Genomic DNA, 17,048 nt, shown 5'->3' on the forward strand with positions numbered 1-17,048 from the left:
CCAACACTCAGTAAATGAATCGTAATGCTGAGTAAAGCGAACGTATCGCAAAACGCAGCAAACAGGTCAATGAATCACTCAAAGAGGTGAAGTGGTGATTTCATCGGCTTTCCGTATGAATTCGGGCGAGGTTCTGTGCGACGTTGGTCCGACCGTGCGTGCCACCGTGCCGGTACCCGGGTTACAGGACGTACGGCGCCGTAGAACCCCTGGTCAGCGTGGTCCCGACCGGCGGAAGGAGAGGGACGGAAGATGCCCGCCACCCCGAGGATCGCCGCGGGCGTCGCACTGGCCGCGGCCTGCGTCACGACGCTCGCCGGCTGCTCGGCCGGCGCCACGGGGCCCAAGGGAGCCGCCAGGAAGGACCCGGGCGCTCCCGCGCCGGGGACCGCGCTCCGTCTGATCGGCGACGGCTCCACCGCGTACACCGGCGCCCAGCCGCATCTGCCCCGGCCCGAGCGGCTGAAGCCCGGTCAGAGGCCGCCGCAGTTCGTCGTCTTCTCCTGGGACGGGGCGGGAGAGGACGGCCAGAGGCTGTTCTCCCGCTTCCGAACGGTGGCCAAGGCCAACGACGCGACGATGACGTACTTCCTCAGCGGTGTGTACCTGCTGCCGGAGGAGAAACGCGACCTGTACCACCCGCCGCAGCACGCGCCCGGCCGGTCGGACATCGGCTTCAACGACGAGAACGGCATCAGGGACACCGTTGACCAGCTGCGCCTGGCGTGGCTGGACGGCAACGAGATCGGTACGCACTTCAACGGCCACTTCTGCGGGAACGACGGCGGGGTCGGCCGGTGGTCGGTCGACGAGTGGAAGGACGAGATCGCCCAGGCGCGGGCCTTCGTGAAGTCCTGGAAGACCAACACCGGCCTGAAGCGGGAACCACCGCTGCCCTTCGACTACGACCAGGAGCTCGTCGGCGCCCGGACCCCCTGCCTCGAAGGGCGGGAGAACTTCGTCAAGGCGGCCCGCGGCCTGGGGTTCCGCTACGACACCTCCGGCGTCGCCCAGCAGGTCTGGCCGAAGAAGACACAGGGGCTGTGGGACCTGTCGATGCAGCTCGTCCCCTTCCCCGGCCACCCCGAGGAGCAGTTGGCCATGGACTACAACTTCATGGTCAACCAGTCGGGCACATCGGGCACCCAGACACAGGGCGACTCCGGCAAGTTCGGCGAGTGGGGAGACCAGATGCGCGATGCACTGCTCCAGGGCTTCCGGCGGGCGTACGAAGGGAACCGTGCGCCCCTGGTCATCGGCAACCACTTCGAGTCCTGGAACGGCGGCACCTACATGCGTGCCGTGCAGGAGGTCGTCGAGAGCGTCTGCACCCGGCGGGAGGTGCGCTGTGTCTCCTTCCGTCGGCTCGTCGACTGGCTGGACGCACAGGACCCCCAGGCCCTCGGGAAGCTCCGCACGCTCGGGGTCGGCCAGGCCCCGGAGGAGGGCTGGGAGTCCTTCCTGGCGGCCCGGCCCGCCCCGGCGCCGAGGGGCGTTCCGGGGGCGCCGCCGGCGAGCCCGTAGGGAGCGGGGCGGGCGCCGAGCGGCTGCGATCGCCCACCGCCGGGAGCGAGCGGCCGTTGCCGTCGTTGCTGTTGCTGTTGCTGTTGCTGTTGCCGGGGCCCGGCCGCCATGTCGTTGCGGCCGGACGGGCGTCGGTCACACGGCGGCCGCCACGTCCTCGTCGAGGACGAATCCGGGGTCGATCTGGGCCGCCAGATCGACCCCCGTGCGCTCGTTGCCCCAACTGGTCGCGTTCTTCAGGTGGAAGTGCACCATCTGGCGCGTGTAGTGCGCCCAGTCGCGCAGTTCGTACGTGGCGTCGGCCGCGACCTGAAGGGCGTGCAGCGCGCTGCGGTCGGCGTCCTCCAGGAGGTCGAACCGGAGCGGGCGGCCCTTCTCCATGGAGCGCACCCAGTCGGAGTGCCCGACCGTCACGAGCAGGTCGTCACCGACCTCGGCGCGCAGGAAGTCGATGTCGTCCTGGCACTGCACCTTGTTGCCGACGACTCTCAGGACGACTCCGAAGTCGCGGGCGTACTGCCGGTACTGGCGGTAGACCGAGACACCTTTGCGGGTCGGCTCGGCGACGAGGAACGTGATGTCGAAGCGGGTGAACAAGCCCGAGGCGAAGGAGTCGGAACCCGCCGTCATGTCGACCACCACGTACTCGTCGCGGCCGTCCACCAGGTGGTTCAGATACAGCTCCACCGCTCCCGTCTTGGAGTGGTAGCAGGCGACCCCCAGGTCGGCGTCCGTGAAGGGGCCGGTGACCATCAGGCGGACGGTGCCGCCGTCGAGCCGCACCGGGTGCGCGCAGGCGTCGTAGACCGGATTGTCCTCCTGCACCCGCAGCAGCCGCGAGCCTTCTCCCGGAGGGGTGGTTTTGATCATTGTCTCGGCGGAGGTGATCCGCGGGTTGCTGCCGCGCAGGCATTCCTTGATCAGCGGCAGCCGCTCGCCCATGGCGGGCAGTGCCGCGGCCTCGTCCTCGTCGAGCCCGAGCGCGGCTCCGAGGTGCTGGTTGATGTCGGCGTCGACGGCGACGACGGGCACCCCGGTGGCGGCGAGGTGGCGGATGAACAGGGACGACAGCGTCGTCTTGCCGCTGCCGCCCTTCCCGACGAAAGCAATTTTCATATTCACCAAGGGTAGCCGTAGTGTAGCTTTGAGTAACAAGAGGGCGTGAAGAAGACCACTCCTTCGAAGGAGGGGCGCCGAGGTGCGTAGGGTCGTACTCATGAGTACGACAGGGGCGACCCCCGATCCGCTCGCGGCCCTGGGCTCGCTGCCCGGTGTGCCGGAGTCCGTGGAGTCCGTGCGCAAGGCGGTGGACCGGGTCTACGGGCACCGGATCATGCGGCGCCGCAGCAATGAGATCACCTCCGAGGCGGCGTTGCGCGGCGCCCGCGGTTCGGCGGCCCTGGCGGGCGCCGACTGGGCCCTGGAAGAGGTGCGCCGGCGCACCGACTTCAGCGGGGACGACGAGGCCCGCACGGTCGGTGCGGCCCTCCGGCTGACCGCCGAGGCGGGACAACTGCTGTCCGTCTGGCGGCAGTCGCCCCTGCGGGTGCTGGCGCGGCTGCACCTGGTGGCGGCCGCGGGCTCCGACCCCGGCGTGGGGCGTCCGCGTCAGGACGGCGAGCCCGTGGACGAGCCGCTCGTGGAACTGCCGCTTCCGGACCCGGACGAGGTCTCAGGCCGCCTTGAGGGGCTGTCACAGCTGATCGTCGCGGGTGGTTCGGCCCCCGCGCTCGTGACCGCGGCCGTCGTGCACGGCGAACTGCTCGCCCTCCGCCCCTTCGGCTCCCACAACGGCCTCGTCGCGCGCGCGGCCGAACGTATCGTCCTCGTGGGCAGCGGCTTGGACCCGAAGGCGATCTGCCCCGCGGAGGCCGGTCACGCGGAGCTGGGCGGTGCGGCCTATGCCACGGCCCTCGAAGGCTATGCCTCGGGAACCGCGGAGGGCGTGGCGGCGTGGATCGCCCACTGCGCGAAGGCGGTCGAACTGGGGGTCCGCGAATCCACCGCGGTCTGCGAGGCGCTGCAGCGAGGGGCGGCGTAACTCCCGGGCGGAGGGAGCCTCCGACGCTCCGCATGATTGCGGCGGTACGAGGTCTCGTACCGCCGCTGGCATGTTCACCGGGTTACCAGGCGTCCTCGATGTGTCGCCCATCAGGCCGGGAACTTCTGCCCGTCGCCTGGTGCGGCTGGCCCGTAATCGACGGGTCGACGTCGCGTGGGTGCCCAGTGTTCATGCACGGTCCGCGGGGCCAAAGCGTCGTCAAGGCGATCCTTTCGGATGTCCTTTGGTCTCTCGGGCCTCAATGCCTTTCTACTCCTGGGCCGGGACGAGTGGAAGCCCCGGTCGCGGTTCTTTCCCCATGGTCCCGCATGGGTGCGAAGCGGGCGCGAGCGGCCGTGCTCGTTCGGGCCGTACGCCGGTTCACACGGCCGGCGTGCGGCGTCGGCTCGCGTACCAGACGAGTCCCGCGGTGGCCGCCGCCGCACCGATCGCGGCCACGGCGACGAGCGCGGGCCGCGGTGGCGCGGACAGCCGCTGCTTCAGACGGACCGGACGGTGGAAGTCCAGGACCGGCCATCCGCGCGCGAGGGCCTCGCGGCGCAGCGCCCGGTCCGGGTTCACGGCGTGCGGATGACCGACGGACTCCAGCATCGGCAGGTCGGTCACGGAGTCGCTGTAGGCGTAGCAGCGCGCGAGGTCGTACCCCTCGGACGCGGCCAGTTCCTTGATCGCCTCGGCCTTCGTCGGCCCGTACGCGTAGTACTCCACCTCCCCCGTGAAGCAGCCGTCGTCGCCCACGACCATGCGGGTGGCGACCACCCGGTCCGCGCCGAGCATCTCGCCGATCGGCTCGACCACCTCGGCGCCCGACGTCGACACGATGACGACATCGCGCCCGGCGGTGTGGTGCTCCTCGATGAGGGAGGCGGCCTCGTCGTAGATGATCGGGTCGATCAGGTCGTGGAGCGTCTCGGCGACCATCTCCTTGACCTGCTGGACGTTCCACCCGCGGCACAGGGTGGACAGGTACTCGCGCATCCGCTCCATCTGGTCGTGGTCGGCGCCACCCGCCAGGAACAGGAACTGCGCATATGCGGTGCGCAGGACGGCCCTGCGGTTGATCAGTCCGCCTTGGTAGAAGGACTTACTGAAAGTGAGCGTGCTCGACTTCGCAATGACCGTCTTGTCCAGGTCAAAGAAGGCCGCTGTGCGGGGCAAGGAGTGGTTTTCCACGGCCCCGAGCATATGCGCCCACCATTCGGCGTAAGGTGGGGCGCGTGGGTTTGCCTGAGAAGGCTCTCGGGTACACCATGGAAGTCACGGATCGTTCGCGACCGTGCTAACCCGGCCCGACTCCTCCCCCCCCGAGTCGGCCGTGGGGACGACCCCCGCTCTCCCCCCCGGCGGGGGTCGTCGCATGTCCGGGTGGGTTTTCCTGTAGTCCGCGGGGCTTCGAGGCCCTCAGCCCGGCCTTCGTGGCCGCGGCTGCCGCACGCCCGTGATCGGATACGGAGCGTAGTCGCCGTGCTGCTCTGCGGTAGGTATCGAGGCGTCACCGTGATGAGTGACACCGATATTCACAACCGCTGAGTTGTCCACAGTTATCGACCAAGATCCACACGATTTCCGGGATCGCGGCACCGTGATTCCAGCGCCTCCACCGGCGGTGAGTTCATGACCGCTCCGGTTTGTCGGGTGCGTATGGCCGGTTTGTATCGGCCGTTCATATGGAGACCGGTTGCCGGTTCTTCACACGTCCGGGAAGCGCGGGGCCGCTGTGGCCCCGCGGACCGGGCCGAAGAAGCAGCGAAGGGGGCTGGAGATCGTGGCGGGAGCCATCACACACGAAGGAGCGGCCGTCGCCGAGGGGCGGCGGAGCGGACCGCTGATCGTCACCGAGGACCCCGAACTCCTCGACGACCTGCTGCGTCTGTGCGCGGCCGCGGGCGCCAGACCGGAGGTCCACCCCGGGGTGCCCCGACACCGGGGCGGCTGGGAGGCGGCGCCGCTCGTCATCGTCGGCGACGACGCCACGCGCCGCGTGCGCGGGGCCGTGCGCAGGCGCGGAGTGGTGCTGGTGGGGCGGGATCAGGACGATCCCGGCGTCTGGCGGCGGGCCGTGGAGATCGGCGCCGACCATGTCCTGCTGCTGCCGGAAGGCGAGCAGTGGCTGGTCGACCGCATCGCGGACGTGGCCGAGGGCGTCGGCAGGCCCGCACTCACCGTCGGGGTGATCGGCGGTCGCGGCGGGGCCGGGGCGTCCACGCTCGCCTGCGCCCTGGCCGTCACGTCGGCACGCCAGGGCAGGCGCACCCTGCTCGTCGACGCGGACCCGCTGGGCGGTGGACTCGACGTGCTCCTCGGCGGAGAAGCCGCCGAGGGGCTGCGCTGGCCGGCCTTCGCCGCATCCCGCGGCCGGGTCGGCGGCGGAGCCCTGGAGGAGTCCCTGCCCCGGCTGCACGAGCTGCGCGTACTGAGCTGGGACCGCGGTGACACCGTGGCCGTGCCGCCCCAGGCGGTCCGCGCGGTCCTCGCCGCGGCCCGGCGCCGCGGCGGCGCTGTCGTCGTCGACCTCCCGCGGCGCGTCGACGAGGGCGTCGCCGAGGCCCTCGCGCAGGTGGACGTCGGAGTGCTGGTGATCCCCGCCGACCTGCGTGCCATCGCCGCCGCACGACGGGTGGCGGCGGCCGTGGGCATGGTCCTGGGCGACCTGCGCATCGCGGTACGGGGGCCGTACGCCCCCGGGCTCGACGACCGCGAGGTGGCACGGCTGCTGGACCTGCCGCTGGTCGGGGAAGTGCCCCACGAGACACCCCCGCCGGACGGCTCCGTGCCGCCCGGGGGAGCGGCGCGGGGGCCGCTCGCCCGGTTCTGCTCGGCCTTCTGGGAGCGGGCGTCGGCCGAGGCGGGTGACTGAGCCATGGCCATGGACTGGAACGCGACGGCGAGGGCGGACCGCGGCGCGGGCCCCGCTGGTTCGCGGACGGGCGGGGAACCCGGCAGCACGGCCGGTCCGGGCGCACCCACGCGGCTGCTGGACGGTGTGCGGAAGTGGCTGGCCGAGAGCGGGGCCGAGCCCACTCCCGCGCGCGTGGCGCAGGCTCTGCGGGAGCAGGGCCGGGTGCTCGGGGATGCGGAAGTACTGGGTGCGGCCCGGCAGTTGCGCTCGGAACTGGTCGGCAGCGGCCCTCTGGAGCCGTTGCTCGCCGACCCGTCCGTGACCGACGTCCTGGTGTCGGCACCGGACCGCGTTTGGGTGGACCGGGGCGGAGGACTGGAGCTGACAGGGGTGTCCTTTCCGGACGCCGCGGCCGTACGGCGCCTCGCCCAGCGGCTGGCCGCCGTGGCCGGGCGGCGGCTCGACGACGCCAGACCGTGGGCCGACGCCCGACTGCCGGACGGCACGCGGCTGCACGCGGTGCTGCCGCCTGTCGCGGTCGGCTGCACGTGCCTGTCCCTGCGGGTCGTACGGCCCCGGGCCTTCACCCTCGGCGAACTGGTGGCGGCGGGCACGGTGCCGCCGGGCGGGGACAGGGTGCTGCGGGCGCTGATCGCCTCCCGGCTCTCCTACGTGATCAGCGGCGGAACCGGTTCGGGCAAGACCACGCTCCTGAGCGCGCTGCTGGGGGTGGTCGGGCCGTCGGAACGCATCGTGCTGGCCGAGGACTCGGCGGAGCTGCGGCCCGAGCATCCCCACGTGGTGCGGCTGGAGGGGCGGCCCGCGAACCAGGAGGGCGTGGGCCTGGTCGAGCTCCACGACCTGGTGCGGCAGGCGCTGCGGATGAGACCGGACCGGCTCGTCGTCGGCGAGGTGCGCGGCCCCGAGGTGGTGTCCCTCCTGGCCGCGCTGAACACGGGCCACGAGGGCGGCTCGGGCACGCTCCACGCCAACGCGGCGGGTCAGGTGCCCGCACGGCTGGAGGCCCTGGGCACGGCGGCGGGCCTGGACCGGGCCGCGCTGCACAGCCAGCTGGCGGCCGCGTTGTCGGTGGTCCTCCACCTGGTGCGCGACCGGACGGGGCGGCGCCGTGTCGCGGAGGTGCATGTGCTGGAGCGGGACCCGTCGGGACTGGTGGTGACGGTGCCCGCGCTGCGCTGGGGCCCGGGAGCGTTCACACGCGAGCGGGGCTGGGAGCGGCTGCGCGAACTGCTCCGGGACGGGAGCGACGGACGCGAGGGGAGTGACCTTCTGTGACGGAGATCGGCCGGATGTCGGTGGGCGCGGGACTGGTCTGTGCCGCCGTGGCCGCGTGGATGACGGGCCGCCCGAACGCGGCGGCGCGCCGCGCCCGGTTGCTGTGCGCGGGCGGTGGAGCGGCGGCAGGGGTCGGGCCGCCTCCCTGGGAGCGGGCCGTCGCCCGGCTGCGGCGGTTGCCGGCCGAATGGTGGTCCCTCGCCCTCGGTGTGCTGACCGCGGTGCTCGGCGCGTCCGTCCTGCCCCTGCTGGCCGGAGCCGTCGGCGTCCCCGCGCTGCGCAGGGTGCGACGGGCACGGGAGGCACGGCTGGTCCGGGACGGGCGCGGCGAGGCGGTGATCGCGCTGTGCGGGGCGCTCGCGGGTGAGGTCCGTGCGGGGCGCCAGCCGGGCGAGGCGCTGCTGCGTGCCGCACATGACTCGGGCGGACTCGGTGAGGCGCACGCGGCGGTGGTGGCGGCGGCGCGCTTCGGCGGGGACGTACCGGGGATGCTCGCCGACGCGGCACGGCAGCCGGGGGCCGAGGGGTTGTCGGGGCTCGCCGCCTGCTGGCGGGTGGCCGTGGACCGGGGCGCGGGCCTGGCGGCCGGGCTCGACCGGCTGGAGGCGGCCCTGCGCGCCGAACGCGATCAACGGGCGGACCTGCGGGCCCAGTTGGCGGGCGCCCGGTCGACGGCCGTTCTGCTCGCGGGCCTGCCGGTCCTCGGTCTGCTCCTGGGCGGCGCACTCGGCGCCCGCCCGCTGCACGTCCTGCTGCACACCGGTGCGGGGTCGGCCTGTCTCGCCGTCGGCGGAGTGCTGGAGGGCGCGGGGCTGTGGTGGGCGCTGCGGATCGTACGGGAAGCGGAGGCGGCATGAACGCGGATCTCGTCCACAGGCTGGGGATGCTGTGTGGAGCGGCGGCGCTGGGGTGGTCCGCGTGGATGCTCGCCGTCGTCCGGCGTGAGCGGAGGACGCGGCGTCGGCTGGGTGCGGTGCTGATGCCGTACGTGGCGTCCTGGGACCGGACGTCTCGCCTGCGGCCCGCGCCGCCGCCCCGGTGGTGGGGTGTGAGGGCAGGAGAGGCGGTGCCCGGGCAGCGGGACTCCGCAGCGCGGGACGCCGTATCCGCGGGGCGGCGGATCGGGATGCGGGAGACCGGCGTGCGGGAGACCGGCGTGCGGCGGACCGGCGTGCGGCGGATCTGGGTGCGGCAGGCCGGAGGGCGGCGGCCCGGAAGACGGGACGCCGGGCGACGGTGGCTGCCGGTCGCCGGGGCACTGTGTGCCGGTTGGGTGGTGACCGGGGGGATCGGCGGGCTGGCGCTCGGGCTGGTCGCCGGGGTCTGCCTGTCGCGGTGGAGCGTGCGGCGGGAGCCGGGCCGGTCCGCCCAGCGGTACGACGCCGCCGAGGCGGCCCGTCAACTCCCTCTGGCGGCCGACCTGCTGGCGGCGTGCGTCGCGGCGGGCGCGGGCCCCGTGCCGGCCGCCCGGGCGGTGGGCGAGGCGTTGGGGGGACCGGTCGGGGAGCGACTGGCCCGGGGTGCGGCCGAGGTGCGGCTCGGCAGCGAGCCGGCCGACGCCTGGCGGCGGCTCGCCGACCTCCCCGGCGCCGCGGCCCTGGCACGGCTCCTGGAACGGGCGGGTGACTCCGGCGTACCGGCCGCCGCGGCCGCCGGGCGCCTCGCGGCGGAGGCCCGCGCCGAGTGGGGACGCGCGGCGACGGCCCGGGCGCGCCGGGCGGGGGTCATGGTGACCGCCCCCGTGGGCCTGTGCTTCCTGCCCGCGTTCATCGCGGTCGGGGTGCTGCCCGTGGTGATCGGGCTCGCGGGAGGGCTACTGGGGGGAGGTGACGGATGACGGCACCCGGGATGCGGTGAAGAACGTGAACCGGACGGCCCGGCCGAACGGACCGGGCCTCAGCATGACGAGAACCTCACGGGGGCTGAAATGGGCAAGACAGTACGAGTACGAGTGGATGTACGAGCACGCGCACGAGCAGGAGTACGAGCACGGGCCCGGGCGTGTGCGCGGGTACGCCGGGTGCGGGGGCCGGCGCGCCGGGATGCGGGCATGGTCACGTCCGAGTACGCCATGGGGATCATCGCGGCCGTGGCGTTCGCGGCGCTCCTCTACAAGGTGCTGACGAGCGGGCAGGTCAGCGCGGAACTGCAGGCCATCGTGAAGCGGGCGCTCGATGTCCGCATGTGACATGGCCAGACGGCGCCCTGGACGGGGACCCGGCCGGGACCGCGGGTTCGTGACGGCGGAGACCGCGGTCGTCCTGCCCGCCCTGGTGCTCTTCGTGACCGCACTGGTCTGGGCCCTGCTGGCCGCGTCGGCGCAGATTCAGTGCGTGGACGCGGCCCGCGCGGGGGCCAGGGCCGCCGCTCGGCAGGAGCCACCAGGCGTGGTCCAGCGGGTGGCCCGGCAGGCCGCGCCGGACGGCGCGAGGGTCAGGGTGAGCCGGGAGGGCGACCTGGTCCACGTGGTGGTCGTCGCCCGGCCGCCGGGCCCGGACGCGCTGCCTTTCCGACTGCGCCATGAGGCGGTGGCGTCGGCGGAGGACACGGTGGGGGTGAACGGATGAGCAGACGCGGGCGTGCCCTGCGTTCCCACCTCGCGTTCCCGGACGCCTGCGGGGATGCGGCCCGGTCGGACCGCGGCTCGGCGACCGTCTGGGTCGTGTGCGCGATCGGTGCCGTGTGCACCGTGTTCGGGGCGCTGCTGGCCCAGGGGGAAGCCGTGCTGGTCCGCCATCGTGCGGCCGGCGCGGCCGACCTGGCGGCGCTCGCGGCCGCGGACCACTGGACGGAGGGAGGCGAGGCGGCGTGTGTCCTCGCGGGCCGCGTCGCGGCAGCGCAGGGCGGCCGGATCGTCCGGTGCGCCGTAGCGGGCGAGGTCGCGGACGTGACGGCGGCGGTGGTCTCCGGTCCGTTCACCGCCGAGGTCAGGGCGAGGGCGGGGCCGGCGCGGGCCGGGGTGCGCGAGGAGCCGGGGTCTCCGCCCGCTCCCTCGCCGAGGCCGAGGAGAGGAGCAGGTGACCCGGCGCCGGATCCGCGGACTCAGCCGGCCGCCTCGCTCTCCTCGCTCTCCTCGTCCTCCTCGTCCTCCTCGTCCTCCTCGTCCTCCTCCTCGCTCTCCTCTTCCGGTGCCCCCCGCAGCAGCACCGTGAGCAACCGCACCGCCCCTCTCTTGTGCAGCGGGTCGTTGCCGTTGCCGCACTTGGGGGACTGGATGCAGGACGGGCAGCCCGCCTCGCACTCGCAGGATGCGATGGCCTGGCGGGTGGCGGTCAGCCAGGAGCGGGCCGTGTGGAAGGCGCGCTCCGCGAAGCCCGCGCCGCCCGGGTGGCCGTCGTACACGAAGACCGTGGGCAGCAGGGTGTCCGGGTGGAGCGGGACGGAGACGCCCCCGATGTCCCAGCGGTCGCAGGTGGCGAAGAGCGGGAGCATGCCGATCGACGCGTGCTCGGCGGCGTGCAGGGCGCCGCCGAGGATCTCCGGGTCGATCCGGGCCTGGTCCAGCTGATCCTCGGTGACCGTCCACCACACGGCCCGGGTGCGCAGCGTGCGCGGAGGGAGGTCGAGTTTCGTCTCGCCCATCACCTCACCGGTGATGAGACGCCGACGCAGAAAGGAGACGACCTGATTGGTGACCTCGACGGAGCCGTAGCACAGCCGGCCCGCACCCCACGGGACTTCGACGTCCGTCTCCAGGACGGAGACGGAGGTGGTGTCGCGGGCGACCGTCGAATACGGCGGACTGGCCTCCTCGACCAGGGCGACGCAGTCCTCCAGGTCGAGGGTCCGCACCAGATACGTGCGGCCCTGGTGCAGATGCACCGCTCCTTCGTGCACCGTCGTGTGCGCGGCGCCCGCGTCGACCGTGCCGAGCAGCCGCCCGGTCCCGGCCTCGACGACCTGGACGGGGCGCCCGCCCTCCCCGCGGATGTCCGTGAGGTCGGCGGCCCGTTCCCGGCGCGTCCAGTGCCAGGCCTTGGCCCGGCGCCGCAGCAGCTTCGCGGCCTCGAGCTGCGGCAGCAGTTCCGTGCAGGCGGGGCCGAACAGCTCGGCGTCCTCGTCCGTCAGCGGGAGCTCGGCAGCCGCCGCGCACAGGTGCGGGGCCAGGACGTACGGGTTGTCCGGGTCGAGGACCGTCGATTCCACCGGCTGGTCGAAGAGGGCCTCGGGATGGTGGACGAGGAAGGTGTCCAGCGGGTCGTCGCGGGCGACCAGGACCGCCAGGGCGCCCTGCCCGGCGCGGCCGGCGCGGCCCGCCTGCTGCCACAGCGATGCCCGGGTCCCGGGATAGCCGGCGATCAGAACGGCGTCGAGGCCCGAGACGTCGATGCCGAGTTCCAGGGCGGTGGTGGCGGCGAGGCCGAGGAGTTCGCCGGAGTGCAGGGCGCGTTCGAGGGCGCGGCGCTCCTCGGGGAGGTAGCCGCCGCGGTACGCGGCCACACGCCGGGCCAGGGAGCGGTCGACCTCGGCCAGACGCTCCTGTGCGATCACCGAGATCAGCTCGGCGCCGCGGCGGGAGCGGACGAAGGCCACCGAGCGCACGCCCTGCAGGGCCAGGTCGGTCAGCAGATCTGCGGTCTCGGCGGTGGCGGTGCGCCGGACCGGTGCGCCCTTCTCGCCGTGCAGCTCGGTGAGGGGAGGCTCCCAGAGGGCGAAGACCATCTCGCCGCGCGGGGACGCGTCGTCCGCGACCTCGGCGACCGGGAGACCGGTGAGACGGCGGGCGGCCACCGAGGGCTCGGCGGCGGTCGCGGAGGCGAGCAGGAACACGGGCGAGGCACCGTAGCGGGCGCACAGCCGGCGCAGACGGCGCAGCACCTGGGCGACGTGGGAGCCGAAGACGCCCCGGTAGGTGTGGCACTCGTCGATGACCACGTACTTCAGGGCGCGCAGGAAGGAGGACCAGCGGGGGTGCGAGGGCAGTATGCCGCGGTGCAGCATGTCGGGGTTGGTGAGGACGTAGTTGGCGTACTGGCGCACCCATTCGCGTTCTTCCGGCGGCGTGTCGCCGTCGTACACGGCGGGGCGGATCGCCGTGCCCAGGGGCTGTGAAATTTCCTTCACGGATCGGCACTGATCCGCCGCGAGGGCCTTCGTCGGGGCGAGGTAGAGGGCGGTGGCGCCGCGCCCGTTCGGCGCCTCGGAGCCCTCCAGCAGCCGTGACAGCACCGGTACGAGGTAGGCGAGCGACTTGCCCGAGGCCGTGCCGGTGGCGACGACCACCGAGTCGCCGTCGAGGGCATGCTCGGCGGCCAGTGCCTGGTGGGCCCAGGGATGCTCGATGCCCGCGGTGTGCAGGGCGGCGATGACCTCCGGGCGGATCCGGTCCGGCCAGACGGCATGGCGGCCCTCGCGCGGGGGCAAGTGCTCCGTATGAGTGATGCGCGAAGCCCGGCTCGGCCCCGAGGCGAGCCGGTCCAGGACCGTGCCCGGCGCGGGGCGGGACGTGGGATCCGCCGAGGATCGATCGGATCGGTGATTCTTGGCCATCGGCACCGAGTGTGTCACCGGCGTGGCGGACAATGGGACCAAGGCGTCGTGCACGCCTGCCGGTAAGTGATTGAATGCCATCGCGGCTGGCGAACTGCCCCCGGGCGCTGCCGAGGTGTTCCGAGGGGCGACCCGCTCGATAGCAAGGTGCTGGAGGATCCGTGGACCTGTCCCTGTCGACCCGTACCGTCGGCGATCGTACGGTCGTCGAGGTCGGTGGCGAAATCGACGTATATACCGCGCCCAAGCTGCGCGAGCAGCTGGTCGAGCTGGTGAACGACGGGAATTTCCACCTCGTCGTCGACATGGAGGGCGTGGACTTCCTCGACTCCACCGGGCTCGGCGTGCTGGTGGGCGGACTGAAGCGTGTGCGTGCCCATGAGGGCTCCCTGCGTCTGGTGTGCAACCAGGAGCGCATTCTCAAGATCTTCCGCATCACCGGTCTCACCAAGGTGTTCCCCATCCACACCTCGGTCGAGGAAGCGGTGGCGGCCACCGACTGATCCCGCCGGGCCGCAGGGCCCGGACGGCAGAAGTAAGACGGGGACCGGGCCTGGCGGCCCGGCCCCCTGACCGCACGCCCGAAGTTCCGAGGGGGATGCATGGCCACCGTTGAACTCCGCTTCAGCGCGCTGCCCGAGCACGTCCGGACCGCCCGGCTGGTGGCGGCCGCGGTGGCGCGCAGGGCCGGAGTGGAGGAGGCCGTTCTCGACGAGGTCAGGCTCGCCGTCGGTGAGGCCTGCACCCGAGCCGTCGGACTGCACCAGAGCAACGGCATCTCGGCGCCGGTGCGGGTGCTGCTGACCGAGGAGGAGAAGCAGTTCTCCATCGAGGTCGGTGACGAGGCGCCGCACACGGCGTCCGGGGCCCAGGCGCCCGGAGCCACCGGTGCCCGCGACGCGGACGCGGAGGCCGAGGAGGACGAGATGGGCCTCGCGGTCATCAGCGGCCTCGTCGACGACGTCGAGGTCACCGCCGGACGGGACGGCGGACGGATCAGGATGAGCTGGCCGACCACGCCGCCCGCCACGCTCCCGGCCTGAGCCGCCCGACCGGCCTGAGCTGCCGACCGCAGTCCTCGTACGCTTTCCCCTGCTCGTCCCCCCCGTGCGTTTCGTACGGCTTCGAAGGGTTCTGCCTGTGCAGGACCCTTCTTTTTGTACAGCCCACACCCGAATTCGTGAATTGCTTCACGATCAATCGCACGATAATTTGATCAAGCGCTCATCGAGTCAATGGTTTTGGGGCATTACCACTTTCGGGTTCTGTGACTCGCGTGCGATCATTTGCTGAAGAGCACGTGAAGACCAATTCCGATTACCGCGGCCTGTTTTGATCAGGTTCCGCTCCCTACAATCCGTCCACATCTTGAGCTCAGCCCAAGCGTCAAGGAGGACGAATGGCGGGGCTTTCTACCCCTCATCAGTTTGATCACCCCACATCCCTCGCAGCCGCGGTACTGACCGACAGCAACCGCATGATCGTCGTGGTCATCGGTGCCGTCGCCCTCGCGGCCCTCGTGGTCGCGGGGATTCTTGTACGGCAGGTGCTCGCGGCCGGCGAGGGCACCGACAGCATGAAGAAGATCGCGGCGGCGGTCCAGGAGGGCGCGAACGCGTATCTGGCCCGGCAACTGCGCACGCTCGGCGTATTCGCGGTGATCGTGTTCTTCCTGCTCATGCTGCTGCCCGCGGACGACTGGAATCAGCGCGCCGGACGGTCGGTGTTCTTCCTGATCGGCGCGGCGTTCTCGGCGGCCACCGGATACATCGGTATGTGGCTCGCCGTACGAAGCAATGTGCGGGTCGCCGCGGCGGCACGCGAGGCGACCCCGGCGGAAGGCGAGCCGGAAAGGGATCTCACCGCTGTCTCGCACAAGGCCATGAAGATCGCGTTCCGCACGGGCGGTGTCGTCGGCATGTTCACAGTGGGGCTCGGTCTGCTGGGCGCCTCCTGTGTGGTGCTGGTGTACGCGGCGAACGCCCCGAAGGTCCTGGAGGGCTTCGGTCTCGGCGCGGCGCTGATCGCCATGTTCATGCGTGTCGGCGGCGGCATCTTCACCAAGGCAGCCGACGTCGGCGCCGACCTGGTCGGCAAGGTCGAGCAGGGCATTCCGGAGGACGACCCGCGCAATGCCGCGACCATCGCCGACAACGTGGGCGACAACGTCGGCGACTGCGCGGGCATGGCGGCCGACCTCTTCGAGTCGTACGCGGTGACGCTCGTCGCCGCGCTGATCCTCGGCAAGGCGGCGTTCGGCGATTCCGGACTGGCGTTCCCGCTGATCGTGCCCGCCATCGGGGTCGTGACCGCGATGATCGGCATCTTCGCCGTGGCCCCGCGCCGCGCCGACCGCAGCGGCATGTCCGCGATCAACCGCGGGTTCTTCATCTCCGCGCTGATCTCGCTGGCACTGGTCGCCCTGGCGGTCTTCATCTATCTGCCGTCGTCGTACGCCGACCTCAAGGGCGTCTCCGACGCGGCGATCCGGGCCAAGGACGGCGATCCACGGATCCTCGCGGTCGTCGCCGTGGCCATCGGCATCGTGCTCGCCGCCCTGATCCAGCAGCTGACCGGCTACTTCACCGAGACCACCCGCCGTCCGGTGCGGGACATCGGCAAGACCTCGCTGACCGGCCCGGCCACCGTGATCCTCGCCGGTATCTCCGTCGGTCTCGAATCGGCCGTCTACACCGCGCTGCTGATCGGGCTCGGCGTGTACGGGGCGTTCCTGCTCGGCGGCACGTCGATCATGCTCGCGCTGTTCGCGGTGGCGCTGGCCGGTACGGGCCTGCTCACCACGGTCGGCGTCATCGTCGCCATGGACACCTTCGGTCCGGTCTCCGACAACGCGCAGGGCATCGCCGAGATGTCCGGCGACGTCGTGGGCTCGGGCGCGCAGGTGCTCACCAATCTGGACGCCGTGGGCAACACCACGAAGGCGATCACCAAGGGCATCGCCATCGCCACGGCCGTCCTCGCGGCCTCGGCGCTCTTCGGCTCGTACCGTGACGCGATCACCACGGCCGCACAGGACGTGGGGGAGAAGGTCGGTGGCGGCGGACCGCTGACGCTCGTCATGGACATCTCGCAGCCGAACAACCTGGTCGGCCTCATCGCGGGCGCCGCGGTCGTCTTCCTCTTCTCGGGGCTGGCGATCAACGCGGTGTCGAGGGCGGCGGGCGCGGTGGTCTACGAGGTGCGGCGGCAGTTCCGCGAGCGGCCCGGGATCATGGACTACACGGAGAAGCCGGAGTACGGGAGGGTCGTCGACATCTGCACCAAGGACGCCCTGAGAGAGCTGGCCACGCCCGGTCTGCTCGCCGTCATGGCGCCCATCTTCATCGGCTTCACACTCGGCGTGGGAGCGCTCGGCGCCTACCTCGCGGGCGCCATCGGCGCCGGCACGCTGATGGCGGTCTTCCTCGCCAACTCCGGAGGTGCCTGGGACAACGCCAAGAAGCTGGTCGAGGACGGTCACCACGGCGGCAAGGGCAGCGAGGCGCACGCCGCCACGGTGATCGGCGACACGGTCGGTGATCCCTTCAAGGACACCGCCGGACCGGCGATCAACCCGCTGCTGAAGGTGATGAACCTGGTGTCGCTGCTCATCGCGCCCGCGGTGATCAAGTTCTCGTACGGCAGCGACAAGAGCCTCGGTGTGCGGATCATGATCTCGCTGCTCGCGCTCGTCGTGATCGTGGGCGCCGTCTACGTCTCCAAGCGGCGCGGAATCGCAGTGGGTGACGAAGACAACGCCGAGAGGGTGGCCAAGCCGGCCGATCCGGCGGTGGTTTCGTAGCCGGTTCCACGGCACCCGCTCTTCGGGCCTGGTCA

14 protein-coding genes and 1 pseudogene are annotated in these 17,048 nt (G+C 72.1%); 12 read left to right on the plus strand and 3 right to left on the minus strand.

The annotated features are described in order from the left end of the window. Window positions 1-252: 252 nt before the first annotated feature. Window positions 253-1,524, plus strand: a complete 1,272-nt coding sequence (locus ACZ79I_RS22000; protein WP_471499197.1) for a polysaccharide deacetylase family protein — start codon at window positions 253-255, stop codon at window positions 1,522-1,524. A 135-nt stretch (window positions 1,525-1,659) separates the two neighbouring features. On the opposite strand, the gene ACZ79I_RS22005 is transcribed toward ACZ79I_RS22000, so the two are convergent. Further along, on the minus strand, window positions 1,660-2,640 hold the full coding sequence (locus ACZ79I_RS22005) for an ATP-binding protein (protein ID WP_471499198.1): 981 nt from the start codon (window positions 2,638-2,640) through the stop codon (window positions 1,660-1,662). A gap of 100 nt (window positions 2,641-2,740) precedes the next feature. On the opposite strand from ACZ79I_RS22005, the gene ACZ79I_RS22010 reads away from it, so the two are divergent. Continuing rightward, a complete protein-coding gene (locus tag ACZ79I_RS22010; protein ID WP_471499199.1) occupies window positions 2,741-3,565 on the plus strand; it encodes a Fic family protein in 825 nt (274 codons plus the stop codon). A 381-nt stretch (window positions 3,566-3,946) separates the two neighbouring features. On the opposite strand, the gene ACZ79I_RS22015 is transcribed toward ACZ79I_RS22010, so the two are convergent. Continuing rightward, window positions 3,947-4,771: an HAD family hydrolase gene (locus tag ACZ79I_RS22015; RefSeq protein ID WP_471499200.1), complete on the minus strand. Its 825-nt coding sequence runs from the start codon at window positions 4,769-4,771 to the stop codon at window positions 3,947-3,949. A 580-nt stretch (window positions 4,772-5,351) separates the two neighbouring features. On the opposite strand from ACZ79I_RS22015, the gene ssd reads away from it, so the two are divergent. The 7 genes and pseudogenes from ssd to ACZ79I_RS22050 form a co-directional block, all read left to right on the plus strand. Beyond that, window positions 5,352-6,443 carry a septum site-determining protein Ssd gene (gene ssd, locus ACZ79I_RS22020; protein WP_471499201.1) on the plus strand — a complete coding sequence of 364 codons (1,092 nt, stop codon included), beginning with the start codon at window positions 5,352-5,354 and terminating at the stop codon, window positions 6,441-6,443. Between the two features lie 3 nt (window positions 6,444-6,446). Next, window positions 6,447-7,721: a TadA family conjugal transfer-associated ATPase gene (locus tag ACZ79I_RS22025; protein WP_471499202.1), complete on the plus strand. Its 1,275-nt coding sequence runs from the start codon at window positions 6,447-6,449 to the stop codon at window positions 7,719-7,721. A gap of 14 nt (window positions 7,722-7,735) precedes the next feature. After that, a complete protein-coding gene (locus tag ACZ79I_RS22030) occupies window positions 7,736-8,578 on the plus strand; it encodes a type II secretion system F family protein (RefSeq protein ID WP_471505134.1) in 843 nt (280 codons plus the stop codon). Beyond that, on the plus strand, window positions 8,575-9,558 hold the full coding sequence (locus ACZ79I_RS22035) for a type II secretion system F family protein (protein WP_471499203.1): 984 nt from the start codon (window positions 8,575-8,577) through the stop codon (window positions 9,556-9,558). The genes ACZ79I_RS22030 and ACZ79I_RS22035 overlap by 4 nt, the downstream gene beginning before the upstream one ends. A gap of 90 nt (window positions 9,559-9,648) precedes the next feature. Further along, window positions 9,649-9,909 carry a DUF4244 domain-containing protein gene (locus ACZ79I_RS22040; RefSeq protein WP_471499204.1) on the plus strand — a complete coding sequence of 87 codons (261 nt, stop codon included), beginning with the start codon at window positions 9,649-9,651 and terminating at the stop codon, window positions 9,907-9,909. A gap of 1 nt (window position 9,910) precedes the next feature. Then, window positions 9,911-10,288 carry a TadE family type IV pilus minor pilin gene (locus tag ACZ79I_RS22045; protein WP_471499205.1) on the plus strand — a complete coding sequence of 126 codons (378 nt, stop codon included), beginning with the start codon at window positions 9,911-9,913 and terminating at the stop codon, window positions 10,286-10,288. Beyond that, window positions 10,285-10,668, plus strand: a pseudogene (locus ACZ79I_RS22050) (Rv3654c family TadE-like protein); the annotation flags it as partial. The gene ACZ79I_RS22045 and the pseudogene ACZ79I_RS22050, both read left to right, overlap by 4 nt. A 95-nt stretch (window positions 10,669-10,763) precedes the next feature. Here ACZ79I_RS22050 and ACZ79I_RS22055 read toward each other — a convergent pair. After that, on the minus strand, window positions 10,764-13,292 hold the full coding sequence (locus ACZ79I_RS22055) for a DEAD/DEAH box helicase (protein WP_471499206.1): 2,529 nt from the start codon (window positions 13,290-13,292) through the stop codon (window positions 10,764-10,766). An 80-nt stretch (window positions 13,293-13,372) separates the two neighbouring features. On the opposite strand from ACZ79I_RS22055, the gene bldG reads away from it, so the two are divergent. The 3 genes from bldG to ACZ79I_RS22070 all read left to right on the plus strand — a co-directional run bounded on the left by bldG (window position 13,373) and on the right by ACZ79I_RS22070 (window position 17,013). Further along, window positions 13,373-13,714, plus strand: coding sequence for an anti-sigma factor antagonist BldG (gene bldG / locus ACZ79I_RS22060; protein WP_010986038.1), 342 nt, complete (start codon window positions 13,373-13,375; stop codon window positions 13,712-13,714). Window positions 13,715-13,813: 99 nt separating this feature from the next. Next, on the plus strand, window positions 13,814-14,254 hold the full coding sequence (locus ACZ79I_RS22065) for an ATP-binding protein (RefSeq protein WP_471499207.1): 441 nt from the start codon (window positions 13,814-13,816) through the stop codon (window positions 14,252-14,254). 356 nt (window positions 14,255-14,610) lie between these two features. Then, the gene (locus ACZ79I_RS22070; RefSeq protein ID WP_471499208.1) at window positions 14,611-17,013 is read left to right on the plus strand and encodes a sodium-translocating pyrophosphatase; all 2,403 of its coding nucleotides are present in this window, start codon (window positions 14,611-14,613) and stop codon (window positions 17,011-17,013) included. The last annotated feature ends 35 nt before the right edge of the window (window positions 17,014-17,048 follow it).

This window comes from Streptomyces sp. PSU-S4-23, assembly GCF_055632315.1.